Source organism: Okeania sp. SIO2F4 (genome assembly GCF_010672385.1).
In the GTDB taxonomy this organism is placed as follows: domain Bacteria; phylum Cyanobacteriota; class Cyanobacteriia; order Cyanobacteriales; family Microcoleaceae; genus Trichodesmium.
Map to the genome: position 1 here is coordinate 1 of NZ_JAAHGT010001436.1, position 1,302 is coordinate 1,302.

The window sequence follows — 1,302 nt, forward strand, 5'->3', positions numbered from 1 at the left end:
AATCTTTTTGTTAACTTCCAATTATTTCTTTTATGGTGCTGAAAATAATCTTATTTTTCCTTGGTTTTTCTTCTTGCACAAAAAATTGGTGGTCAACATCTTGTGTAAACTTTTTTTTCCGACTCCCTAACAACAGAGGTAATGGTTTTTGCATCAAGGTTGGGTCTCCACAGCAGGTACATTGGGGACGTTTTGGGATAATATGAATTTCTGTGGATAAGGAAAAAGTATCGTAACTCATTAGTTTTCCCTCTAACTGTTGGTTTCTTCCCTGAAAAATCCATTTAAAGATTTCAGTTGCAGCTATATTAAGTGCAGTCTGCTGAGTAGAGGGGAGAAAAGCAGTGGGAAGTGCTAAAGAGTCTACTTTGTGTCTTTCGAGAAACCCTGCAACAGGTCTATTACCTCGAATGCGTTGCACCATACATTCCCAACATCCTGTTTCTCCTGGATAAAATATTGGTCCAATCCAAATGATCGTTCCCACAGGTTTAACTAGCATCCAAGGACGGGAGTGGTGAAGTGCTTGCTGATTAATAACACCTATATCGGTACAGAGGTAATCGTCGGTTAGAATTACTTCTATATCTCCATCTTCAGCAACTTCTATTTGCAAAGATTCAAGAATAGAAATAAGTTCTGAAGCTGAAGTGGAACCGATGGACTTCACTGCTACTTTTGTTTGATTGAGATTATTTTGAGCTTTCTGGACATCAAGTTTGTAAGCTTCACCAAGAGCATCAGAAAAAACTGCCGATGCAGGTAAGGGAAGGTTATCGCTTTCTTCAATATAACCCTGCTGTTTCATCCACATCAGAACATAGTAAATCTGAGTGGAGGCAACTTTTCCTTCTAAGATAGTAATAATTTCATCAACCGTGCGATTGCCATCAATTAACGGAGATATTAGTTGCAGCAGAGGATCGTCTAGCAACGTAAAATATCTTTCTGATAAAAGAAAAACCTCTCCTTGCTCAGTTAATTTGACGCAAATAGAGGCTCTAAATTTCGGTCTATTAAACATATATTTTAGTTAACAAGAACTTCCAGTATTTGGAATATAAGGATTAAAGTTCCGAGGAATATAGCTTTTATAATCTTGTGCCCAAGCTCTCAATTCATCTTCAGTTACAGTAAACTCAGTCAGTTGTGGTCTGGGAGGATAGGGGATGACAACTATAAACTTTGGCTCCTCTGTAGGGTTATTTGTCCCAAAGAAGTCATAAAATACAGTTCCATCATATGTATCTATTGAGACTTCTGCGTAGTAATCATTTGTAAATTCCTTGTTAAAAACATACT

Annotated in this window: 2 protein-coding genes; both read right to left on the minus strand. The window is 37.4% G+C overall.

Annotated features, from left to right (window positions below; translation table 11 throughout):
• Window positions 1–10: 10 nt before the first annotated feature.
• Complete coding sequence (locus F6K22_RS41025) at window positions 11–1,024, minus strand: TOMM precursor leader peptide-binding protein (protein WP_293110928.1); 1,014 nt, start codon at window positions 1,022–1,024, stop codon at window positions 11–13.
• A gap of 9 nt (window positions 1,025–1,033) precedes the next feature.
• The coding region (locus tag F6K22_RS41030) for a hypothetical protein (protein WP_293110929.1) at window positions 1,034–1,302 on the minus strand (269 nt) is incomplete at its 5' end.

Excerpts from the sequence above, each read along its gene's own strand:
- F6K22_RS41025 (WP_293110928.1), bottom strand. The coding sequence starts at position 1,024 with ATGTTTAATAGACCGAAATTTAGAGCCTCTATTTGCGTCAAATTAACT.